Genomic DNA, 15,914 nt, shown 5'->3' with positions numbered 1-15,914 from the left:
GTTATATGGTGCTCTGCACCTTTCTGGTGCGGATGACACCAAAAGCCGTCAGCCTCAATCGCCCCACAGGTCCCACCTCTCGGGCCAGGCGACCGCGAGCCGGAGCCGCGCCCGTGGACACGTCCCGCCGGGCCGCGAGCGGGCACAGGAGGACAGAACCGCTCCCCAAGGCCCATAGTGTCCAGACGCCGAATTCCGGGGCGCAGCGGGCGTTTGAGCGCGATTCGATCACAAAGGGGAGCAGGGGCCCGATCACCGGGTGGGCCGGACCCCTGGGGGCGCGCGGCTAGGCGCTGATCAGTTCCGCGACCGTCAGGTCACGGAAGGCCGTGGTGGCCATGTCCTCGGAGGGGCGCTCGAAGAGGGCCCCGGAGGAGCGGTGCGGCAGGTCCACGGTGCGGATGTGGCGGAAGCCACGGCTGCGGTAGTAGTCCTGCAGCCGGAGGTTGGCCTTGGCGCAGTCGAGCCGGAGCCACGGCAGCCCCGCGGCGAAGGCCGCCGCGGATGACCAGTCCAGCAGGGCGTCGCCCAGGCCGCTGCCCGACCAGGGCCGGGCGACGGCGAGCTTGTGAATGTAGAGGGCCGCTTCGGGGTCGTCGGACGGGGTCCAGAACTCGGGGTCGGCGTGGTCGTCGAGCGCTATGGTCGCCACCGGCGGGGCCGATTCGTCGGGGTCGAGGTATCTGAGCTCGTCGTCCAGCAGGAACAGCACCCGCTCCTCTATGAGCGGCTCGATTCGTTCAGAACCGAACCCCCCGCGGGGCCACTGCCTCACTCCGCGCGTGTACAGCCACTCGGCGGTGTCCGCGAGCAGTGTGAGTACGCCGGGAAGGTCCGCGGGTTCCGCTCTGCGCAGGGAGAGCGGATGAAGCAGGGTGTTTGTGTGCATAGTACAACCCTTCGTTGCGTTGGGTTCCCACGCGAAAGCACAGCGTGATGATGCAATGTCGCGTAAGGGCGAAATGGGGCCTCAACCCGATATTTATGGATAAATGGCGATTTAGGGGAGTATGCACGACTCCCCCAGGCCAGCGAGGCGGCTATTTCTCGCTGCACCCGGCCGGCGAAATCACCCCTTCATCCCGAGCTCGGTCAGCGGCGATCGAGCTCGTACCTGATCAGATGCTTGTCGGCTGGCAAAACCGACACGGCGACACGGACGGGCATGTCGGCCCCGTCGAAACCCACTCGGACATAGACCATGACCGGCGTGCCGAGTTCGAGTTGGAGACGCTCGGCCTCCTCCTGGTTGGGCATGCGGGCCCAGATGTCGTCGACGACGCGTATCTGGGCATGCCCCAGCTCTTCCAGCACCCGGTTCGCCCCTCGCGCGATGTCACCGGGCCTGGCGATCTCGGAGTCGGCCACCATGTCACGGGGAAAATAGGAATCGTTGGTGTTGTACGGCTGTCCGTCCACGAACCGCAGACGGCGTCTCACCACCGCCAGTTCCCCATCCGCCAACTCCAGCCTGCTGGCGATCTCCTCGACGGGAGAAACCGTCAGCACCTCGATGTACTGGCTTGGCGCGCGGCCTTCCTGTGCCACGGCGTAGGCGAAGGCTTCCCGCAGTTCGCCCGTTGGTTGCGGCTCCAACTCGCGCTGCGGATAGATGAGCAGCGGCCTGCGGTCTCTGACCACTGTTCCGCGCCGCGGCGTGCGCGTTACGAGCCCCTCATTGACGAGCTCTCCCAGGGCCAGCCTTACGGTGTTCCTGCTCACGCCATGGTCTTCCATGAGCTGTGCCTCGGTCGGCAGCTGTGACCCGGGGCCGAGGACACCCGAGTAGATGGCCCGTCGCAACTCCGCAGCCACCTGCTGATACAGCACCGACCTTGCCACTTTCACCCCTTTTGTTCCAACAATTTAGACGATCTGGTTCTAGCAGGCCACAGCCCCTTGACCGAACCCCCTCGACAGGCCCATCATCCATTCGTTGGTACAAATCCATCTAAAGGCCGGTGAGGGGGTGAAGGCCAGTGTTGCCGGTCCGCATGGGTACGCCATACCTGCCCTGGCATGACCCTCGCGAAGCACCACGTTTACTGCGTTACGCGTTGCCTCGCCAGCGGTTCACCCACACCTACCAGAGCAATGGCGCGTCCGTGCCATCGGCGTTGACTGAGCTGACCGTGTGGTGCAACGACGGATCCTTTACCTGTAACGAGGAGGGTGGCGCCCCCGTCACGCACCCCATTGATGACCCGGTCGGTACAGCTCGACGCATCGCCGCACGTCGCCGGCAACAGGGACCTTCGCGCTCCCCCATCGACTCCGTGTGCGAACCAACGGTCTAGGACTCCATCCCTCGCCGGAGTCCTGGTGCCGTCGCACACGGGGCAGGAAGCGCGTCCTGGCGGGTCCCCCACGCCCGCCAGGGCGCGCTTTCCTCCGAAGACCGGCCACGATCGACGCCTCCATCACCGATGGGGGCTTTTTCATGGGCGCGGAGGGTCGCGGGCGACGGGGCGGGCAGGCAGGACAGGGATCGGTGACCTCGCGGTCACCCTCGTCGCCTCATCGCTGCCGAACATGCCTGCCGCCAAATCCGGGCCGTCCACGTTGACGTCTACCGCCTCATCATCAACCCTCGGGAGCCAACCTAGGGGCACCTTCGGGATGGTGGGACTGGTGGGATTTTCCGGTACCAATCCAATTTCCGGGTCAAGGTCGGCCAGTGGGAGAATTCTCCACGGAATGGTCGTTTCCGATTTCGGCCGGTTTCCAGTTCACGAGCGTCAGCCCCTCGCCGGCCCCTTCATCGACCTCGGTGTACGCCGCCTCCACCCGCTGCCCGTACGCGGGCGGCCCCTCACCGCGCCAGTTCCCGTACACCAGGCATCCGGGCACCGCCGCCAATCTGACCATTACCACTAGGTATGGCTCGCGCGCCCCCGGCAGGAACGGCTGATGGCTGACGATCCAGCTCTCCACCCTCCCCTCGGCCGCCACCTCCAGCCAGCGCCACTCCTCCGTACGGCATCCCGGGCAGAACGCCCGCGGCGGAAAGCGCGGCGTGCCGCAGGTCACGCACTCCTGGACCGCGAACTCGTGCCCGGCCACCCGCTCCCACCAGGGCCGGGAGTCGCGGTCGGGCTCGGGCCGATAGGCCATCACGCCCTCCTCAGGATCAGCGCCGACGTGGCCGGCAGGATGTAGCCCGGCTGAGCCGTCGAGAGCGCCACCTCGGCCCCCCTGACCTGCCGGTCCCCGGCGTCGCCGCGGAGCTGGGACACCGCCTCGGCTATGTGGTTGAGGCCGTGGACGTATCCCTCGGACAGGAAGCCGCCGTGCGTGTTGACCGGCAGCGGGCCGTCAAGCGCGGTGGCGCCCGAGGCCACGTACGGGCCGCCCTCGCCCTTGGCGCAGAAGCCGTAGTCCTCCAACTGGACGATCACCGAGTACGTGAAGCAGTCGTACAGCTCGGCCACGTCGATCTCCGCGGGACCCAGCCCGGCCTGGGCGTACAGGCGCGGCGCCAGCGCCGCGGCCGCCGTCACCGTCGGGTCGGCGGCCGGGCCCGACAGATGCGACGTGCCGCCGCCCCAGGCCGCGGCCGAGATCAGCACCGGCGGGCGGCGCAGCGAACGGGCGCGCTCCGCCGTCGTGACGACCACCGCGCAGGCCCCGTCGGTCTCCAGGCAGCAGTCCAGGAGACGGAAGGGCTCGGCGATCCATCGGCCGGCCAGGTAGTCGTCGAGCGTGATGGGGGTGCGCATGAGCGCCCGGGGGTTCTTGACGGCGTTGGCGCGCTGGGTGACCGCCAATCGACCGAAGTGCTCTTCCCTGGTGCCGTAGCGGAGCATGTGGGCGCGGGCGTACATGGCGTACTGCTGCGGCGGGGCCACGAACCCGTACGGAGCTTGATACTGCACCTCCGGGCTCACCGGCACGCCCCGGCCGGTGCCGCCCATGCGGAACTCCGAGCGGGCGTTGATGGCCCGGTAGCAGACGACGGTGTCGGCCACGCCCGCCGCCACCGCCAGCGCGGCCTGGCCGACCACCGCGTGGGAGACGCTGCCGCCGCCGAACTGGTCCAGGTGCCAGGACAGGTCGGTCAGCCCCAGCGCCGGGGCGACCAGCGTGGGGGCCGCCGAGTCGCCGACCCGGTGCGTGGCCAGGCCGTCCACGTCGTCCGGCGTCAGGCCCGCATCCTCCAGGGCGGCGAGCACGGCGCGGCAGGCCAGCGTGAGGGTGCTGACGCCGGAGTCCTTGGTGAAGGGGGTGTAGCCGACTCCGGCGATCGCCGTCCGGTTCCGCATGTCAAGCAAGCGCTTGGGCACGATCGTCACGTTAGGCAGCACGCTTCGCGCCTGTCAAATGCGGCCGGAAAGCGCGACTTTTTCCGATCCCCCCTACCACCCCAAGCAAGCGCTTGGTAAGATGCGTGCGGCAGTAAGTGACGAGGAGGCTGACCATGAGCACACATACCGCCCGGCTCATCGCGCCGGATGGTTGTCGCGGCCTTCCGGCGTCCCATCCGCGCAGGACTCGCAACGGAGCCGCCATGCCGACGGGCCCTTCCTCCCACAGCGGAAACGGCCACCTCGACAGTCACCGCTTCCGGCAGGTGCTCGGCCGGTTCGCGACCGGCGTGGTGGCGATCACGGGCGTTGACCCGGAGGACGGGCGGCCCTGCGGCCTGGCGGCCAACTCCTTCACCTCGGTGTCGCTGGACCCGCCGCTGGTGGCGTTCTGCGTGGGGCACACCAGCACGAGCTGGCCCCGGGTGCGCGGCGCCAAGGTCGTCACGGTGAACGTGCTGGCCGAGGACCAGCGGGCGGTCTGCGCCCAGTTGGCGTCCAAGGGCGGCGACAAGTTCGCCGGCCTGGAGTGGACCGGCTCCCCCGGCGGCAACCCGGTGCTCGCGGGCGCCCTGGCCTGGCTCGACTGCGCGGTCGAGGCCGAGCACCCGGCGGGCGACCACACCATCGTGGTGGCCCGGGTGCTGCAGCTCGACACCCACGCGGAAGGCGGCCCGCTGGTGTTCTTCCGCGGCGGGTACGGAGGGTTCTTTGAGCCTTCGTGAGGAGGCGCGCGCCTGGCTGGAAGAGAGCCTGAGCGGGGAGTTCGCCCACGTCAGAGGGCTCGGCGGGCCAGGGCGCGAGCACGAGGGCCACGAACCGCGCCACGACTGGGAACGCCACCTCGGCAAGGCCGGCTGGACCTGCCTGGCCTGGCCCGAGCGGTACGGCGGCCGCGCCGCCTCCCTGGAGGACCAGGTCGCCTTCCACGAGGAGTACGCCAGGGCCGACGCCCCCGCCCGGGTGGGCCACATCGGCGAGGGCCTGATCGGCCCGACCATCCTCGAATTCGGCACCGCCGAGCAGAAGGACCGTTTCCTGCCCCCGATCCAGCGCGGCGACGAGCTGTGGTGCCAGGGCTACTCCGAGCCCGAGGCCGGGTCCGACCTGGCGAACGTCCAGACCAGGGCGCACCTCGACGACGGCGCGTGGGTCGTCACGGGACAGAAGGTGTGGACCTCGCTGGCGCACGTGGCCGACTGGTGCTTCGTCCTGTGCCGGACCGAGCCGGGCTCCCGGCGGCATCACGGGCTGTCGTACCTGCTCGTGCCCATGGATCAGCCCGGCGTCACGGTGCGGCCGATCGTGCAGCTCACCGGGACGTCGGAGTTCAACGAGGTGTTCTTCGACGGCGCCAGGACGGACGCGGGCAACATCCTCGGCGCGCCGGGCGACGGCTGGCGGGTCGCGATGGCCACGCTGGGCTACGAGCGCGGCGCGTCCACGCTGGGGCAGCAGATCGGGTTCAGGCGGGAGCTGGCCAAGGTCATCGAGACCGCGCGGCGGACGGGCGCGGACCGCGATCCCGTGCTGCGCGACCGGCTGGTCAGATCGTGGCTGGAGCTGGAGATCATGCGGCTCAACGCGCTCAGGATGCTGCGCCCCGAGCCGGGTCCCGAGGTGTCGATCGCCAAGCTGTACTGGTCGGAGTGGCACCGCAGGCTGGGCGAGCTGGCGCAGGCCGTACAGGGGAAGGCCGGGCTCGTCGCGGACGGCGGGCTGAACGACCTCCAGCGGCTCCACCTGTTCAGCCGGGCGGACACGATCTACGCCGGTTCCAGCGAGATCCAGCGGAACATCATCGCCGAACGCACCCTGGGACTCCCCCGCTGATCGGAGCTGATCGATGACACCGCCCTACCCGAAGGCGCACGGCCTGCTCGACGGCAAGGTGACGCTGGTGACGGCGGCCGCCGGCGCGGGCATCGGCCACGCCACCGCCAAGCGCTGCGCCGAGGAGGGCGCCACGATCGTCATCTCCGACCGCCACGAGCGCCGCCTGAGCGCCGCCGCCGACGAGCTGACCGAGCTCACCGGCGTCAAGCCGCTCGCGGTCCCGTGCGACGTGACGTCGGAGGCGCAGGTGCTGGCGCTGTTCGACGCGGTGGTCGAGGCGCACGGGCGGCTCGACGTGGTGGTCAACAACGCCGGCCTCGGCGGTACGTCTCCCCTGGCCGACATGACCGACGACCAGTGGCACGCGGTCATCGACGTCACCCTGAACGGCACCATGCGCTGCACCAGGGCCGCGCTCCGGCAGATGATCGCCCAGGGCTCCGGCGTCATCGTCAACAACGCCTCCGTGATCGGCTGGCGGGCCCAGCACGGTCAGGCGCACTACGCGGCGGCCAAGGCCGGGGTGATGGCCCTGACCCGGTGCGTGGCGCTGGAGGCGGCCGAGCACGGCGTGCGGGTCAACGCGGTGGCGCCGTCGCTGGCGGTGCATCCGTTCCTGGCGAAGGTGACCAGTGAGGAGCTGCTGGCGGAGCTGGCGGCCAAGGAGGCGTTCGGGCGGTCGGCGGAGCCGTGGGAGGTGGCCAACGTGATCGTCTTCCTGGCCAGTGACTATTCGTCGTACATGACGGGCGAGGTCGTCTCGGTCTCCTCACAGCATCCGTAACCATATCCTGAGTGACAGGATATCGTGAGGGTGTGAATATAACGGAGCCCATGTTCCTGGCGCTGACCGCGCTGGTGGACGAGCCGCGCCATGGCTACGGCATCGTCCAGGAGGTCGACCGGTTGTCCGAAGGCCGCGTGCAGCTCAAGATCGGCACGCTCTACGGCGTGCTCGACCGGCTCTCGGCGGAGGGACTGGTGGCGCTGGACCGCGAAGAGGTGCAGCAGGGGCGCCTGCGGCGCTACTACCGGCTGACCGACGAGGGCGCCGGCGCGCTGCGCGAGGAGGCCGACAGGATGGCCGCCAACGCTCGCGCCGCCACCACCCGGCTGCGCGCCAGGACGGCGGACGGTGCGGCCTTCCGCCGGCTCGTCGGGGGTGCCGCGTGAGCCTGCTCGAAGAGCGCTACCGCTCGGTCCTGCGCCGCGCCTGGCACCACTGGCCGCCGGTCAGGCGGCGCTGGGCGCGGTGCACGTGGCGCTGGCGCTCCGGCTGTACGAGTCGGACTGGCTCTACCTGTGGATGGACCTCGCCGGCCTGGCCGTCGCAATCTGGGCGGCGGGCGCGGTGGCCGTGCTGTCCCGCCGCGGCTCCCCGTCATGGGCGCTGGCGATGTCCGCGACCGGGCTGCTCCTGATGGCGGTGCGCCTGCCGATGCTCCCCAACTTCCCCGAGGGGGTCCCGTGGCGATGGGCGCCGCGCAGTGCGCGCTGCTCGCCGCCCTGGCCTGCCTGCTGATCGCGGCCGGGCTCAGAAGCCTGCCCGCCCCTTTGCCGACGGTGGACCGGCTCGGGGAAAGATCAGGGTAGGCGGCGGGACGATCGCGATCTAGTGTCCGGAGCATGGGCACACGCTCCTCCTTCCTGCTCGACGTCCTCATGTCGGAGTTCGGCGAATCGATCAAGCGCGACCCCGCCGCGTTCAGGCGGAAGTTCCGGAAGATGGCGGCCTCGCCGTTCGCCTTCTACCGGGGCAGCGCCTGCCTGTTCTACGCGGACATGGCCGGTCCTTTCGCCGACGAGTCCTACCTCGACGGCCCGACCAGCAGGGTGTGGATCCACGGCGATCTGCACGCCGAGAACTTCGGCACCTACATGAACGCCTCCGGCGTCCTGGTGTTCAACGTCAACGACTTCGACGAGGCGTACGTCGGGCCCTACGTCTGGGACCTCAAGCGGTTCGCCGCCAGCGTGGCCCTGCTCGGCTACGCCAAGGCGCTGTCCGACGACTCCATCAGCGTGCTGGTCACCGACTTCGCCGGGGCGTACCTGGTGGAGCTGGCCGGCATCGCCGCGGGCGGCGACGAGGCCATCGGCTCGCTCACCCTGGGCACCACCTCCGGCGTGCTACACCGCGTGCTCCAGACGGCGCGGCTCAGCACCCGGGTGGCGCTGCTGAACGTCGAGACCGTCATCGCCGACTACGACCGGCGCTTCGCGCTCATGGACGGCCGCGAGCCCGTGGACACGGCGACCAGGCGGTCCGTGCTGGCCGCGTTCGAGGACTACCTGACGACGCTGCCCGCGGCCGGCCTGCCGGTCGAGCACGTGATCAAGGACGTGGCGCTGCGCAAGGGCGTGGGGATCGGGTCGGCGGGGCTGCCCTCGTACAACCTGCTGCTGGAGGGGCACTCCCAGGCGCTGGAGAACGACGTCATCCTGTACATGAAGCAGGCGGCGGTGCCGGCGGTCGCGAAATACGTCACCGACGAGAAGGTGGCCTCCTACTTTCTGCACCAGGGGCACCGCACGGCCGAGTCGCAGCGGGCGCTGCAGGCCTACGCCGATCCGTGGCTGGGCTACAGCACGCTCAACGGGGTGGGACAGCTCGTGGCGGAGGTGTCACCATACTCGGCCGACCTGGACTGGGACGACGTCAGCGAGCCGGACGAGCTGCGCTCGATCGTGCAGGACCTGGGACGGGCGGTGGCGCGCATGCACTCCGTGGCCGACGACGAGTCCAGCCACGACCTGGTCGACTTCTCGACGGAGGAGGCGATCGTGGCGGTGATCGGAAACGACAGGTCCGGGTTCATCGGGATGTTGGTGGATTTCGCGCACCGTTATGGGGCACAGGCCCGTGAAGACCATCAACGGTTCGTCGACCTGTTCCGCAACGGCCGTCTTCCCGGGGTGTGAGCGGGCCAGGCTAGGAGGAGTGTCGTGCGACATCTGATCGGGCTGCTGCTCGGAACGGAGGAGGACTGGCCGGCGGCGTTCGAGACCTTGTTAAGGCGGCTGGGGCCGATCGAGGGGGTGGGCGAGTTCGACGTCGAACGGCTCACCATAGAGCCGTTCGACCTGCGGGCCAAGCCGCGCCATGAGCTGGTGATCGACCGGCTGGCCTACTGGTACTACCACCCGCGCGAGTGGCTGAAGAAGATCTCCATGATGGACGACGTCTATCTGCTCAACAGCCCGTTCACGTTCCAGTCGATGGAGAAGCACGCCGCCTACTGCGCGATGATGCGGCTCGGGCTCAAGGTGCCGGAGACGGTGCTGGTGCCGTACAAGAACCCGGTCGACAATTCCCGGTACGCCTACACCTCCGCCCGCTACAACCGCTCGTTCGACCTGGACGAGGTGGCGGAGGGCATCGGCTATCCGCTGTTCATGAAGCCGTACGACGGCGGGGCCTGGCGCGGCGTCTCCCTCGTACGCGACCGCGACGAGTTGCACCGCGCCTACGACGAGAGCGGCGAGATGCTCATGCATCTCCAGCAGGCGATCCAGGGCTACGACGCGTTCGCCAGGTCGCTGTCCATCGGGGCGGAGACCATGGTGATGCGCTTCAGGCCCGAGGAGCCGATGCACGCCCGCTACGTCGTCGACCACTCGTTCCTGTCGCCGGACGTCGGCGACGAGGTCGTGACGATCGGGCGGCTGGTCAACGCGTTCTTCCGGTGGGAGTTCAACTCCTGCGAGACCCTGGTCAAGGGCTCGGAGGTGCACCCGATCGACTACGCCAACGCCTGTCCCGACGTGGCACTGACGAGCCTGCACTACTACTTCCCCTGGGCGATCAAGACGCTGGTGAAGTGGAGCGTGTTCTGCGTGGCCACGCGGCGGCGGCCCAGGATCGACCTGGAGACGCACGACTACTTCGCCGTCACCGGGACCTACGAGGAGCGGCTGGCCGCATACCGGCGGCTGGCGGACAAGTATTTCGAGACCGAGCGCTACCACGAGTTCTGCCAGAAGCACCTGGCCCATCTCGACGAGCTCACGCTGGAGTGGGTGGCGGGCCCCGAGTTCGACCGGCTGCTGGTCGAGACGGTGCTCGCGACGTATCCGGCACAGGAGCGCGAGATGTTCGTCGAGCACTTCCGCGGGCTGCTGCGGTTGTGGGTGAAGGACGAGGGTTTCTAGCAACCGACCGGTCGGTATGGCATGCTTCCAGAACATGACTCTGTTCTCTGTGGAAGGCAAGACCGTCGTCGTCACCGGCGGCTCCCGGGGCATCGGCCGCATGATCGCCGCCGGGTTCGTCGAAGCGGGGGCGACGGTCTACATCTCCGCCCGCAAGACGGCCGAGGTCGAGAAGACGGCCGCCGAGCTGGGCTGCGTCGCCGTGCCGGCCGACCTGTCCACGCCTGACGGGCTCGCGGCCCTGGTGGACGCCGTCGGCGGGCCGCTGCACGTGCTGGTCAACAACGCGGGTGCCACCTGGGGCGCGCCCCTGGAGGAATATCCCGAGAGCGCCTTCGACAAGCTCTGGAACATCAACGTCAAAGGCGTCTTCCACCTGACCCAGAGGTTCCTGCCGCGGCTGCGGGAGGCGGCGAGCGCGGACGACCCGGCGCGGGTGATCAACGTGGGCTCGATCGACGGCCTCCGGGTGCCCGCGCTGGAGAGCTACGCCTACTCCTCGACGAAGGCGGCCGTGCACATGCTGACCCGGCACCTGGCCCAGCGGCTGGCCAAGGAGCACATCACGGTCAACGCCATCGCCCCCGGGCCGTTCGACTCGAAGATGATGGCGTTCGCGCTGGGCGACCCCGCCACCCGGGAGATGATCGCCTCGAACGTGCCGCTGGGCCGCATCGGCCGGCCCGAGGACATGGCGGGCGCGGCGATCTATCTGTCATCGCGGGCGGGGGCGTACCTGACCGGGGCGGTCATCCCCGTGGACGGCGGGATCTCCTGCTGATCAGAGCAGCTCGCGCAGCGCCGTGGCCAGGCGCGCCGCCGACCCCTCCGCGAGGCTCAGATAGAGGTACGGCTCGGTCAGCTCCAGCTCGATGACCGCGGGCGTCCCGTCGGCGAGCCGGACCAGGTCGATCCTGGCGTAGAGAAGGGCATGGGGTACGGCGGCGAGCACCTTCTCGGCGAGTTCGACCTGGTCCGGAGCTGGGGTGCGGAGCTGGGCCCGCGCGTTGTCGTCGGGCGTCACCCCCGGCGCGAGCATGGGGTGACGGCGGACGGCGTGACTGAAGCGGCCGTTGAAGTAGAGCAGCGAGGTCTCGCCCTCCGACTCGACCATGTCGAGGTACGGCTGCACCATCGGCGTGCGCCCGGCGGCCTCAAGGGCGGCGGCCAGCGCGGCGGCCTCGGCGCGGCCGGTGGTCCTGGTGGTGTCGCGGGCACCGGCGGAGATCGACGGCTTGACCACGTATTCCGGCCAGTCCGGCAGCCCCTCGGACGACCAGTGGGTCGGCACGATGGGCACGCCCAGATCCCGCAGGTAGGTCTTGTCGGTGTTGGATTCGAGTACGGCGCGGGGGTTGAGCAGCCTCGTGACGGACTCCACGCCGCGCGCCCACGTCAGGAACTCCTCCCGCCGCAGGATGTAGTCCCAGACCGAGCGGACGACCACGGCGTCGTAGGCGCTCCAGTCGACGGCCGGATCGTCCCAGCGCTCGGCGCGCCCCTCGATGCCGGCCTCCCGCCAGGCCGCCAGCACCACGTCACGCTCGTCGTCGCTGTTTTCGGGGTCTTCAAAAGTGGCATAGGCACAGATAGTCACGCATGGATGCTAATACGGCGCGAGCCGGGCTATTCCGGACCCGGCTCGCGCTGCGTCTTCTAGTCGTGAACGTCGTCGACGACCACGTCACTGCCGTTGGTGGCGGTCACGGTGTTGCCGTTGACGTTGTTGACCCCGGTCGCGCCGTGCCCGCTCACGTTGGCGTTGACGACGTTGCCGAAGTTGTTGCCCGACTGCGAGGAGTCGTTGTTGGAGCTGGAGTTGCCGGCGTTGGTGTCGGCGTAGGCGGGGGCCGACAGCAGGGTCAGCCCGGCCGCGGCGGCGATGATGCCCGTCACGCAGATCTTCCTCATCATGCGAGTCCTTTCGTTTCCGGTGGTCAGCCGGTCAGTCGAAGATGTACGTCACCGTGATCCCGCCGTTCGTGGCGGTCGGGGCGATGCCGTTGATGTTGTTGACGTTGGTCGAACGACCCTCGCCGTGGTTTCCGGCGAGGACGTCACCGAAGTTGTTTCCTGACTGGAACGAGTCGCTGTTGCTGCTCCGGTTCGTCGCCCAGTTGCCACCGGGCAGGGGACCGAACCAGTCGTCGTCAGCGTGAGCGGGGACTGCTAGCAGTGCGCCGCCGCCGGCCATGACAAACACGGCCGCGGCGGCGCACACCCTTCTGATCACGTTCTGCTCCTTCGCCCATAGGGAAGCCCTCCGGGACGGAGGCGCCAGGGCCCATAGCGCACCACCCTCCCCTTTGACCTTCCTTGACCCCAGGAGATCAAGGTCAATGCGAGCATATAACTATGCGTTGCCTTTCGATAGCTCTCCGTAGTTGGAATATTGTTCGATTCGAACGCTGACATGAGGTGTCAGTGACACGGGCCTAACCTGCCGCGCATGATCTACGAGCTGCGGCGTTACACGCTCCACCCCGGACGGCGGGACACGCTCATCGAGTTGTTCGAGCGGGAGTTCGTCGAGGGGCAGGAGGCGACCGGCATGCGCGTCACCGGTTCGTTCCGTGATCCCGACGCCCCCGACACCTTCACCTGGCTGCGCGCCTTCCCCGACATGCCGTCCCGCCGGGCCGCGCTGACCGCCTTCTACGGCGGGCCGGTGTGGCAGGCCAACCGCGACGCGGCCAACGCCACCATGATCGACTCCGACGACGTGCTCCTGCTGCGCCCGGCGGGCCCGGAGTTCCCGTCGTGGGACCGCCCGCCGGTGGGCGCGACCGCCGGACCTCCGGCGTTGTACGTCGCCACGATCTACCACGTCGAGGACGGCTTCGCCGAGCTCTTCGCCGGGAAGGCCGTGCCGGTGCTGACCGAGGCCGGGGTGCCGCCCGTCGCCTGCCTGGAGAGCGAGCACGCGGAGAACGATTTCCCGCGCCTACCCGTACGGACCGGGGAGAACGTGTTCGTGTGGTTCGCCCGCTTCGACACGCCCGAGGAGGAACGGGAGGTGGACCTGCCGTTCCTCGACCCCCTCCTCACCGCCGCCCCGGAGCGGCTCCGGCTGCGGCCGACGGCGCGCTCTTCTCTACGATGAGGTTTTCCAACCCTGGACCCCTCGGCGGAGTTGTTTCAGTACATGGACCGTTATGAGGGGTTCCACGAGTTCGTACGCGACCGCCAGCAATCGCTGATGCGGACCGCGTACCTGCTCACCGGGAACGCCCACCTCGCCGAGGACCTGTTGCAGACGGTCCTCACCCGCGTCGCCTCCCACTGGGCCAAGCTCGCCAGGAACGGCAACCCCGAGGCGTACGCCCGCAAGGCCCTGGTGAACCAGACCATCTCCTGGCGCAGGCGCAAACAGGTCGAGCTGCCCGGCGTCGAGCCGCCGGAAAGGGGGCACTCGCACGACGAGGCGACCCTGCGCCGCCTCGCCCTGCGCCAGGCGCTCGGCCGGCTCACGCCGAAGCAGCGGGCCGTGATCGTGCTGCGTTTCTACGAGGACCGCACCGAGGCCGAGACCGCCCAGCTCATGGGCGTTTCCCTCGGGACGGTGAAGAGCCAGACCCATTACGCGCTGTCGAAGCTGCGCGCGCTCGACCCGCAGGAGGCGTACCGATGAACACGCTACGTGACGACCTGCGGGACCTGGCCGCGCAGGCGCCGGACGTCGACCTGGCCGCGCGCGCGGTCCAGGGGGCGCGCAGACGGCGGTCGGCGCGGCTGGCCGGGGTCGCCGCCGCCGTGGTCTGCCTGATCGCGGCCGGCTCCGCGGCGCTGTTCCGGTCCTACGAGCCGCCGGTCGTGCTCACGCCGCCGGACGTCAAGGCGGTGCCGCTGCCCGCGAAGGGGGTCGCGCCGGTGGAGCAGCTCTATCAGGAACCGTGTGAGAGCCCGTGTGAGCGCCGTGAATGGCGGCTGGTGGCCCGGGACGGCGCCGTCTACACGTTCGACGCCGATCCGGGGCCGGTCGCGGTGACTCCGGACGGCAGGCGGATCGGCTACTTCAGCGCGAAGCAGGGCACGATCCTGATCCGCGACCTGGCCGGCGGGAAGATCTGGAAGGCTCCGATCGACGAGCCCGAGAAGGCGTTCGAGGGTGAATACGCGCTGCGGCTGTCGCCCAGCGGGCTGCGCTTCATCGTGTCCGGGTGGGGCGGGCGGAAAGAGCCCAACCTGCTGGTTGACGTCGAGCGCGGCACCTCGTCCGAGCTCAAGAAGGGCTGGTTCCCGGTGAGCGTGGCCGACGGGAACGGGCCCGTGGTGCTGGTCAAGCCGTACGACAAGATCACCCAGGTGTGGGTGCTCGGGCGGAAGCCCTTCACCATCCAGGACTTCGCCTACGACTTCAGCCCGCTGGCGTCCGACGGGCGCAGCCTGGCCCGGCTGACCGGCGACACGAACCAGCGACCGCGAGAGATCGACTCGATCGCCACCATCGACGTCCTGCGAGGCGGCCAGGAGAAGGCGCGAGTCCGGGTCACCGGCCTGCGCGAGGGCCTGAACCCGGCATGGCTGGGGGCGTGGGTGAGCGAGCACCAGGTGATGGTGATCGCCGTGCCGGAGCGGGTGCGCGACGGCGTCCCGGCCGCGGTCTACGCCGTTGACGTGCGGACGGGGGTGAGCAGTGAGATGTTCGCGATTCGCGGGGACGGCGTCATGGTGCTGCCGGGGGTCGTGCGGTGATCAGGTGCCGTAGACCGGTTCCGGGGGCGGGGCGGTGGCCAGAAGGCCGGTGACGGCCTCGCCGACCTCGGCCGGGTCCCAGCGGGCACCGCGGTCCACCTTCGGGCCGTGGCGCCAGCCGGTGGCCAGCGCGATCGTGCCGCCCTCCACCTCGAACACCCGCCCCGTCACGTGGGCCGACTCCTCGGAGCCGAGCCAGACGACGAGCGGGGCGACGTTCGCGGGATGCATGAGGTCGAAGCCGGACTCGGGTCTGGCCATGGTGGCGGCGAACACCTGTTCCGTCATCCGCGTGCGAGCCGCGGGGGCGATGGCGTTGACGGTGACGCCGTACCTGGCCAGCTCGGCGGCGGCCACCTGGGTCAGCGCGGCGATGCCCGCCTTGGCCGCCGCGTAGTTGCCCTGGCCGACGCTGCCCAGCAGGCCCGCGCCCGACGAGGTGTTGATCACCCGGCCTGTGACCCGGTCGCCGGCCTTCGACCGCTCCCGCCAGTACGCCGCCGCGTGGCGCAGCGGCAGGAAGTGGCCCTTGAGGTGGACGCGGACGACGTCGTCCCACTCCTGCTCGGTCATCGAGACGAGCATCCGGTCCCTGACGAAGCCGGCGTTGTTGACCAGCACGTCGAGCCGGCCGTACGCGCTGACGGCGGTCTTGACCAGCCGCGCCGCGCCGTCCCAGTCGGACACGTCGTCGCTGCTGGCCACGGCCTGGCCACCGAGTTCCTGGATCTCCCCGGCCACGTCGAGCGCGGTGTCGCCGGACCTGCCCTCGCCGCCGGGGCCGGTGCCGAGGTCGTTCACGACGACGCGGGCGCCCTGTCTGGCGAACTCCAGGGCGTGCTCTCTGCCGATGCCGCGACCGGCGCCCGTCACGACCACGACTCGGCCGGCACAGATTCCCACACAGACCTCCCGGAAGGATCAAGC

19 protein-coding genes are annotated in these 15,914 nt (G+C 69.5%); 11 read left to right on the top strand and 8 right to left on the bottom strand.

Going from position 1 to position 15,914, the window contains the following annotated elements; all coding sequences use genetic code 11:
* Positions 1 to 286: 286 nt before the first annotated feature.
* The 4 genes from C4V41_RS00965 to C4V41_RS00950 all read right to left on the bottom strand — a co-directional run bounded on the left by C4V41_RS00965 (position 287) and on the right by C4V41_RS00950 (position 4,262).
* On the bottom strand, positions 287 to 889 hold the full coding sequence (locus tag C4V41_RS00965; protein WP_103953791.1) for a GNAT family N-acetyltransferase: 603 nt from the start codon (positions 887 to 889) through the stop codon (positions 287 to 289).
* A gap of 203 nt (positions 890 to 1,092) precedes the next feature.
* Complete coding sequence (locus tag C4V41_RS00960) at positions 1,093 to 1,830, bottom strand: GntR family transcriptional regulator (protein WP_103954667.1); 738 nt, start codon at positions 1,828 to 1,830, stop codon at positions 1,093 to 1,095.
* Positions 1,831 to 2,664: 834 nt separating this feature from the next.
* On the bottom strand, positions 2,665 to 3,114 hold the full coding sequence (locus C4V41_RS00955; RefSeq protein WP_235029839.1) for a Zn-ribbon domain-containing OB-fold protein: 450 nt from the start codon (positions 3,112 to 3,114) through the stop codon (positions 2,665 to 2,667).
* Entirely contained in the window at positions 3,114 to 4,262 is a 1,149-nt protein-coding gene (locus tag C4V41_RS00950) for a thiolase C-terminal domain-containing protein (protein ID WP_103953789.1), read from the bottom strand. Before C4V41_RS00950 ends, C4V41_RS00955 begins: the two co-directional genes overlap by 1 nt.
* 245 nt (positions 4,263 to 4,507) lie before the next feature.
* Here C4V41_RS00950 and C4V41_RS00945 point away from each other — a divergent pair, with 245 nt between their 5' ends.
* The 8 genes from C4V41_RS00945 (at position 4,508) to C4V41_RS00910 (ending at position 11,073) form a co-directional block, all read left to right on the top strand.
* The gene (locus tag C4V41_RS00945; RefSeq protein WP_103953788.1) at positions 4,508 to 5,029 is read left to right on the top strand and encodes a flavin reductase family protein; all 522 of its coding nucleotides are present in this window, start codon (positions 4,508 to 4,510) and stop codon (positions 5,027 to 5,029) included.
* Complete coding sequence (locus tag C4V41_RS00940; protein WP_103953787.1) at positions 5,016 to 6,137, top strand: acyl-CoA dehydrogenase family protein; 1,122 nt, start codon at positions 5,016 to 5,018, stop codon at positions 6,135 to 6,137. The genes C4V41_RS00945 and C4V41_RS00940 overlap by 14 nt, the downstream gene beginning before the upstream one ends.
* A 13-nt stretch (positions 6,138 to 6,150) precedes the next feature.
* On the top strand, positions 6,151 to 6,924 hold the full coding sequence (locus tag C4V41_RS00935; RefSeq protein WP_103953786.1) for an SDR family oxidoreductase: 774 nt from the start codon (positions 6,151 to 6,153) through the stop codon (positions 6,922 to 6,924).
* Positions 6,925 to 6,956: 32 nt separating this feature from the next.
* Positions 6,957 to 7,313: a PadR family transcriptional regulator gene (locus C4V41_RS00930; protein ID WP_235029838.1), complete on the top strand. Its 357-nt coding sequence runs from the start codon at positions 6,957 to 6,959 to the stop codon at positions 7,311 to 7,313.
* Positions 7,276 to 7,662: a hypothetical protein gene (locus C4V41_RS00925; RefSeq protein WP_146103485.1), complete on the top strand. Its 387-nt coding sequence runs from the start codon at positions 7,276 to 7,278 to the stop codon at positions 7,660 to 7,662. Before C4V41_RS00930 ends, C4V41_RS00925 begins: the two co-directional genes overlap by 38 nt.
* 104 nt (positions 7,663 to 7,766) lie before the next feature.
* Positions 7,767 to 9,062 (top strand): DUF2252 domain-containing protein, encoded by a 1,296-nt coding sequence (locus tag C4V41_RS00920; protein ID WP_103953784.1) that lies wholly within the window; start codon positions 7,767 to 7,769, stop codon positions 9,060 to 9,062.
* Positions 9,063 to 9,086: 24 nt separating this feature from the next.
* On the top strand, positions 9,087 to 10,292 hold the full coding sequence (locus C4V41_RS00915; protein WP_200823670.1) for an ATP-grasp domain-containing protein: 1,206 nt from the start codon (positions 9,087 to 9,089) through the stop codon (positions 10,290 to 10,292).
* Positions 10,293 to 10,326: 34 nt separating this feature from the next.
* On the top strand, positions 10,327 to 11,073 hold the full coding sequence (locus tag C4V41_RS00910) for an SDR family oxidoreductase (RefSeq protein ID WP_103954664.1): 747 nt from the start codon (positions 10,327 to 10,329) through the stop codon (positions 11,071 to 11,073).
* Here C4V41_RS00910 and C4V41_RS00905 read toward each other — a convergent pair whose 3' ends face one another.
* From C4V41_RS00905 to C4V41_RS00895, 3 genes are read right to left on the bottom strand one after another with little or no spacing between them, the layout of a single operon-like run.
* Positions 11,074 to 11,889: an ATP-grasp domain-containing protein gene (locus C4V41_RS00905; RefSeq protein ID WP_103953783.1), complete on the bottom strand. Its 816-nt coding sequence runs from the start codon at positions 11,887 to 11,889 to the stop codon at positions 11,074 to 11,076.
* A gap of 59 nt (positions 11,890 to 11,948) precedes the next feature.
* Positions 11,949 to 12,206 (bottom strand): hypothetical protein, encoded by a 258-nt coding sequence (locus C4V41_RS00900; protein ID WP_103953782.1) that lies wholly within the window; start codon positions 12,204 to 12,206, stop codon positions 11,949 to 11,951.
* A 31-nt stretch (positions 12,207 to 12,237) separates the two neighbouring features.
* Complete coding sequence (locus tag C4V41_RS00895; protein ID WP_103953781.1) at positions 12,238 to 12,525, bottom strand: hypothetical protein; 288 nt, start codon at positions 12,523 to 12,525, stop codon at positions 12,238 to 12,240.
* 216 nt (positions 12,526 to 12,741) lie between these two features.
* Between C4V41_RS00895 and C4V41_RS00890 the strand changes: the two genes are divergently transcribed.
* Genes C4V41_RS00890 through C4V41_RS00880 form a run of 3 tightly spaced genes read left to right on the top strand, consistent with a single transcriptional unit; the run spans position 12,742 to position 14,987 of the window.
* Positions 12,742 to 13,395 (top strand): NIPSNAP family protein, encoded by a 654-nt coding sequence (locus C4V41_RS00890; RefSeq protein WP_103953780.1) that lies wholly within the window; start codon positions 12,742 to 12,744, stop codon positions 13,393 to 13,395.
* Positions 13,396 to 13,437: 42 nt separating this feature from the next.
* Complete coding sequence (locus C4V41_RS00885) at positions 13,438 to 13,923, top strand: SigE family RNA polymerase sigma factor (protein ID WP_103953779.1); 486 nt, start codon at positions 13,438 to 13,440, stop codon at positions 13,921 to 13,923.
* Positions 13,920 to 14,987 carry a hypothetical protein gene (locus tag C4V41_RS00880; RefSeq protein WP_103953778.1) on the top strand — a complete coding sequence of 356 codons (1,068 nt, stop codon included), beginning with the start codon at positions 13,920 to 13,922 and terminating at the stop codon, positions 14,985 to 14,987. Before C4V41_RS00885 ends, C4V41_RS00880 begins: the two co-directional genes overlap by 4 nt.
* On the opposite strand, the gene C4V41_RS00875 is transcribed toward C4V41_RS00880, so the two are convergent.
* The gene (locus tag C4V41_RS00875) at positions 14,988 to 15,890 is read right to left on the bottom strand and encodes an SDR family oxidoreductase (RefSeq protein ID WP_103953777.1); all 903 of its coding nucleotides are present in this window, start codon (positions 15,888 to 15,890) and stop codon (positions 14,988 to 14,990) included.
* Positions 15,891 to 15,914 lie beyond the last annotated feature (24 nt).

This window comes from Nonomuraea solani, from assembly GCF_900108335.1.
GTDB lineage: Bacteria > Actinomycetota > Actinomycetes > Streptosporangiales > Streptosporangiaceae > Nonomuraea > Nonomuraea solani.
This window is presented reverse-complemented; position numbering and strand designations above follow the sequence as displayed.